Origin of the sequence: Arthrobacter sp. 2YAF22_2 (assembly GCF_052114645.1) — a bacterium.
Taxonomy (GTDB): Bacteria; Actinomycetota; Actinomycetes; order Actinomycetales; family Micrococcaceae; genus Arthrobacter.
Genome location: NZ_JBFRFD010000286.1, coordinates 1 through 4,842 on the forward strand (window position 1 = coordinate 1; position 4,842 = coordinate 4,842).

The 4,842-nt window shown below is 68.0% G+C and carries 5 protein-coding genes and 1 pseudogene; 3 read left to right on the forward strand and 3 right to left on the reverse strand.

Annotated features, from left to right (window positions below; translation table 11 throughout):
• Both AB4Y86_RS12225 and AB4Y86_RS12230 read left to right on the forward strand, forming a co-directional pair.
• Positions 1-349: pseudogene (locus tag AB4Y86_RS12225) on the forward strand (hypothetical protein); the annotation flags it as partial.
• A 21-nt stretch (positions 350-370) separates the two neighbouring features.
• Positions 371-1,564 (forward strand): TerC family protein, encoded by a 1,194-nt coding sequence (locus tag AB4Y86_RS12230; RefSeq protein ID WP_441402495.1) that lies wholly within the window; start codon positions 371-373, stop codon positions 1,562-1,564.
• 29 nt (positions 1,565-1,593) lie between these two features.
• Here the strand turns inward: AB4Y86_RS12230 and AB4Y86_RS12235 are convergent, their stop codons facing one another.
• On the reverse strand, positions 1,594-2,958 hold the full coding sequence (locus tag AB4Y86_RS12235; protein ID WP_441402496.1) for an MFS transporter: 1,365 nt from the start codon (positions 2,956-2,958) through the stop codon (positions 1,594-1,596).
• Between the two features lie 98 nt (positions 2,959-3,056).
• On the opposite strand from AB4Y86_RS12235, the gene AB4Y86_RS12240 reads away from it, so the two are divergent.
• Complete coding sequence (locus tag AB4Y86_RS12240) at positions 3,057-3,443, forward strand: DUF1801 domain-containing protein (RefSeq protein ID WP_441402497.1); 387 nt, start codon at positions 3,057-3,059, stop codon at positions 3,441-3,443.
• A gap of 29 nt (positions 3,444-3,472) precedes the next feature.
• On the opposite strand, the gene AB4Y86_RS12245 is transcribed toward AB4Y86_RS12240, so the two are convergent.
• Positions 3,473-3,793 (reverse strand): GYD domain-containing protein, encoded by a 321-nt coding sequence (locus AB4Y86_RS12245; RefSeq protein ID WP_441402498.1) that lies wholly within the window; start codon positions 3,791-3,793, stop codon positions 3,473-3,475.
• 191 nt (positions 3,794-3,984) lie between these two features.
• A complete protein-coding gene (locus tag AB4Y86_RS12250) occupies positions 3,985-4,752 on the reverse strand; it encodes an amino acid ABC transporter ATP-binding protein (RefSeq protein ID WP_441402499.1) in 768 nt (255 codons plus the stop codon).
• Positions 4,753-4,842: the final 90 nt, after the last annotated feature.

A 4,842-nucleotide genomic window follows, 5' to 3' on the forward strand; every position in this document is an offset into this window, starting at 1 on the left:
GCCCACGCCGTCCGGCGCCGGGATGGACGGCCCTCCCGCGCCGCGCGACAATGAAGAAATCCGCGAGACCGGCGACGCCGAAGGAGCCACGACGATGAGCACCGCAAGTCGCCCGGTCACGCACGGCGCCCACGCCGGGACCCCGCGGCCCGTCCGGGCAGAAGCGCAGGCCGCCCAGGCCGCCCAGGCCAAAGCCGAACAAGCGGAAGATGCCTTCGACGAGGATGACCGCGCCATGCAGGTGGCGGCCGCCCAGCTCCGCGAAGTCACCGACCGCCGGCTGGGCAAGGTGACCCCGGACTGGGTCATGGCCCTCGCCCGGGAACAGCCACCCGGCCACACCGGCTAAGCGGCACCGGGTACACGCACCATGCAAGTTCCCACCCACGTCTGGATCCTGACCGTCGCCGCCATCCTGGCGCTCCTGGCCTTCGACTACCTCTTCCACGTGCGCAAGGCCCACTCCCCCAAACTCAGGGAATCTGCCACCTGGTCCGCCATCTACGTGGGCCTCGCGCTGCTGTTCGGCCTGGGCGCGTTCGTCCTCGGCGGCCCCCAGCTGGGCACCGAATACTTCGCCGGCTACGTCACGGAGAAGGCGCTGTCCGTGGACAACCTCTTCGTGTTCCTGATCATCATGACCAGTTTCCGGGTGCCCCGCGCGGACCAGCAAAAGGTGCTCCTCTTCGGCATCACCGTCTCGCTGGTCGCCCGCACCGGCCTGATCTTCCTCGGCGGCGCCCTGATCACCAGCTTCGCCTGGGTGTTCTACATCTTCGGCCTGATTCTGCTGATCACCGCCGGCAACCTCCTCAAACCCAGCGACGACGCCGCCGAAGGCGGCGCGGTGGTCCGCCTCGCCAAACGGTTCCTGCCGGCGTCGGAACACTACGACGGCGACAAGCTCTTCACCCGCCGCGACGGCAAACGCGTGCTGACGCCGATGCTGCTGGTCATGGTGGCCATCGGCGGTTCGGACGTCCTCTTCGCGCTGGACTCGATCCCCGCCATCTTCGGCCTGACGCAGAACGTGTATGTGGTCTTCACCGCCACCGCCTTCTCCCTGATGGGGCTGCGGCAGCTGTTCTTCCTGATCGACGAGCTCCTGGACCGCCTGGTCTACCTGTCCTACGGCCTGGCGGTCATCCTCGGCTTCATCGGCGTCAAACTGGTCCTGCACGCCATCCACGAAAACAACCTGCCGTTCATCAACGGCGGCGAGCCCGTGAGCGTCATCGAGATCAGCACCGGGCTGTCCCTGGGCGTGATCCTCGGYGTCCTGCTGGTTACCGTGGTGTTCTCCGTCCTCAGCCCCAAGGGCAAGGCGAAGACCATGATTTCCGGCGCCAAACGGCACGCCACGGACTACCTGGACCTCGACTACGAGACGGACCTCAGCGAACGTGCCCGGATCTTCACCAGGATGACCGACGAGGAAGCATACCTGCGGTCCCTGCCGGAAAAGTACCGGCGCCTGATCCGCAACGAAACCGACTTCATGGACCTCCTCCGCCGCGCCCACGCCCGGCACGACGAGGCCCTCGAGCGGGACGCCCAGGGCTAGGACCGCCTACGCCGGCCGCCGTCGTCGTTCTACGCCGGCCGCTGCTCCCGCCACGCCAGCGACACCACAAACACCACGGCGCCCAACCCCAGCATGACGAACACCATCAGCCCCCAGTTCGCCTGGCTGACCCCGGTGCCGTAGAAGATGCCGATCAGCACGGTGGCCGTGATCGCGCCCAGGTACCGGCAGGTCTGGAAGATCCCGGCGGCCACYCCGCGCTCCTCCAGCCGGGTGGACAGGTACATGCCCTGGCTGGAGGCGATGCTGACCACGCAATACGGCACCCCCAGCAGCGCCGTCATGGCCAGCACCAGCGGAACGGCCAGCGACGCGGTCAGCAGCCACATCGTCCCCGACGCCACCACCAGCAAGACGACGCCGGCGATCATCACCCGCCGCACCCCGAACCGGTCGATGCCACGGACCGCGAACGGCGTCAGCACCACCGAGATGGCGGCCAGCGGCAGCATCAGCAGGCCCACGATCCCGGGATCGTAGCCGCCGGCGGTCTGCAGCAACTGCGGGAGGCCGAAGAACGCGAAATAGTAGACGCCGTTGAACAGCGCGAACCCGAGGTAGACCAGCAGCAGCGGCCGGTTGCGGCCCAGCAGCCGCAGGTCMAGGAASGGCGGSYTGAASCGCAGCTCCCGCCACGCGAACAACGCCGCCAGCAGGAGGCCGCCACCAAGCAGCCACCACCGGTAGTCSGGCAGCACATTCAGGGCCGCCATCATCACCAGCACCAGGGCGCCGATGAACGCGCCGATCCCCGGCAGGTCCGAGTCCCGGACGAGGTCCCGCACCTCGCCGCGCTCCCGCTCGCCGTCCGCCGGGGCGAACCGCCGCACCATCAGGATGGCCGCCAGCGCGAGCGGGACGTTGACCAGGAACAGCGCCTGCCAGCCCACCAAGCTCACCAGCAGCCCGCCCACCACCGGCCCGACGGCGGCCGCCGAGGTGTTCGCCATCTGGATCCGGCCCAGCGGCCGGGTGGATCGCACGTTCGCCTGCCGAGCCAGCGCGGCGACCATGACGACGGCGCCCGGGTACGCCGTCGCCGTCCCCAGCGCCATGAACGCCCGCGCCACGCAGAGCAGCGCGAAGTTCGGCGCGAAAGGTGCCAGCGCGCAGGTCACCGCCACCAAGGCCATGCCCCAGAGGAACAGCCGGCGCGGGCCGAAACGGTCCGCCAGCCGGCCCATCAGCGGCTGCCCGGCCGCGGAGGTGAGGTAAAACGACGTGACCACCCAGGTGACCGTCGCGACGTCGAGCTCGAAATCCGCGCGCAGCACCACCAGCGCGACGGCGATCATTGAGGAGTTCAGCGGGTTCAGCGCGGTACCGAGGCTGAGGCCAGCGACGGCCAGGCCGGTCCGGGAAGAGTTGCTCACGGCAACAGTCTGTCCTATGGCGGGCACCGGGACCGAACCGGGGAGTCCCCTGCCGGGTACGGGACGCGCCGGGGGCCCGCATCAGGCATACTGCCCGCATGGACGATCCGCGGGTGGACCAATACATCGATGCCCTCCCGGCCTGGCAGCAGGCCGTCTGCCGGCAGGTCCGGGCCTTGGTGCGCGCGGCCGATCCCGCCGTCGAGGAAACCATCAAGCGCTCTGTCCAGCCCTACTTCGTGCTGGACGGCAACATCTGCGCCCTGCTCGCGACGAAGGACCACGTCAACGTCTTCCTGTACGACGGCGGCATCGTCCCGGATCCGCAGCACATCATCACCGCTGGGCACAGCAACAAGACGGCCCGGACCGTCGCCTTTTACGAGGGCGACGCGGTGAATGAAGAAGCACTCGGCGCGATGTTCCGGGCGATCATCGCCAACAACCGGGCCGGCGGCTGGCGCAAGATCAAGGGCGCCCAGTAGCCGAACTGGCCGCTGTTACTGCCCGGGGTTTACTGTCCGGGGGCGCGGTACGTCGGCGTCTTCTTCGCCGCCTCGTCGAGGTCTTCGGCCGACATGAGCGGCTTCAGCCGGACGTTCACGTTGCCGGTGGAGTTGATCATCAGCGAGAGGGCCGCGGCGTCGGCGTCGCTGGGGACATCGAAGACGCCCAGCACGTCCGTGTGCCCGAAGGCGTAATAGAAACAATCCAGCGTTCCGCCGACGGATTTGAGGGCGTCAACCAGGGCGTCCCGGCGCTTGGTACCGCCTTCGCGCATGAGCCCCTTGATGCCCTCGCCGACGTAGTTTGCTTCAAACAGATATTTGGTCATGGCCTGTTCCTGTCCCGTGAAGTCCAGGACGCGGGCACCGGGCCACGTGGCGGGCATGCCAGCGCGAGACGTTCCTGGAGCCGGTCCCCGAGTGGGGCCGTCGGGCACAGCGTAGGCCCACCGCCGCGCACTGACAACAGGCTCCGGAAAGTCCGTAGGCCCGGGCTCGGTGCGGCCCCGGGCTCGGTGCGTCAGAGGACCTTGGAGAGAAACTCCTTGGTCCGGTCGTGCTGCGGGTCGCTGAGGACCTGCCGCGGCGGTCCGGCCTCCACCACCACGCCTTCATCCATGAACACGAGAGTGTCCGCCACCTCCCGGGCAAAGCCCATTTCGTGGGTCACCACAATCATGGTCATGCCGCTCTTGGCCAGCCCCTTCATGACGTCCAGGACTTCGCCCACCAGCTCCGGGTCCAGGGCACTGGTCGGTTCGTCGAAGAGCATCAGTTTGGGGTCCATGGCCAAGGCGCGGGCAATGGCCACGCGTTGCTGTTGGCCGCCCGAAAGGCGCGTTGGGTACGCGTCGCCCTTGTCCTCCAGGCCTACGCGTGCAAGCAGCTCCATGGCCCTGGCCGTGGCGGCGGCCTTGGACTGCTTCTTGACCCGGATGGGAGCCAGGGTGATGTTCTCCACCGCGGTCAGGTGCGGAAACAGGTTGAACCGTTGGAAGACCATCCCGATGTCTTGGCGTTGGAACGCGGCTTCCTTGAGCTTGAGTTCGTAGAGCTTGTCGCCTTTTTGCCGGTAGCCGACGAGCTGGCCGTTAACCGACAGCCGGCCGCCGTCGACGCGTTCCAGGTGGTTGATGCACCGCAGAAAGGTCGACTTGCCCGAGCCGCTGGGCCCCACGATGCAAAGAACCTCCCCCGGGTCCACCTCCAGGCTGATCCCGCGCAGCACCCGGTTGGAACCGAAGTTCTTGGAGACCTTCTCCGCGAGAACCATGGGCACGCCGGTCATCCTTTTCCTCCAAAGTCGTTGCCGAGCGGGGCGCCGGGCGCTCCCGTCACGCCGGGCGCTCCCGGCGTGGCGGGTCCCGCCACTCCGGGC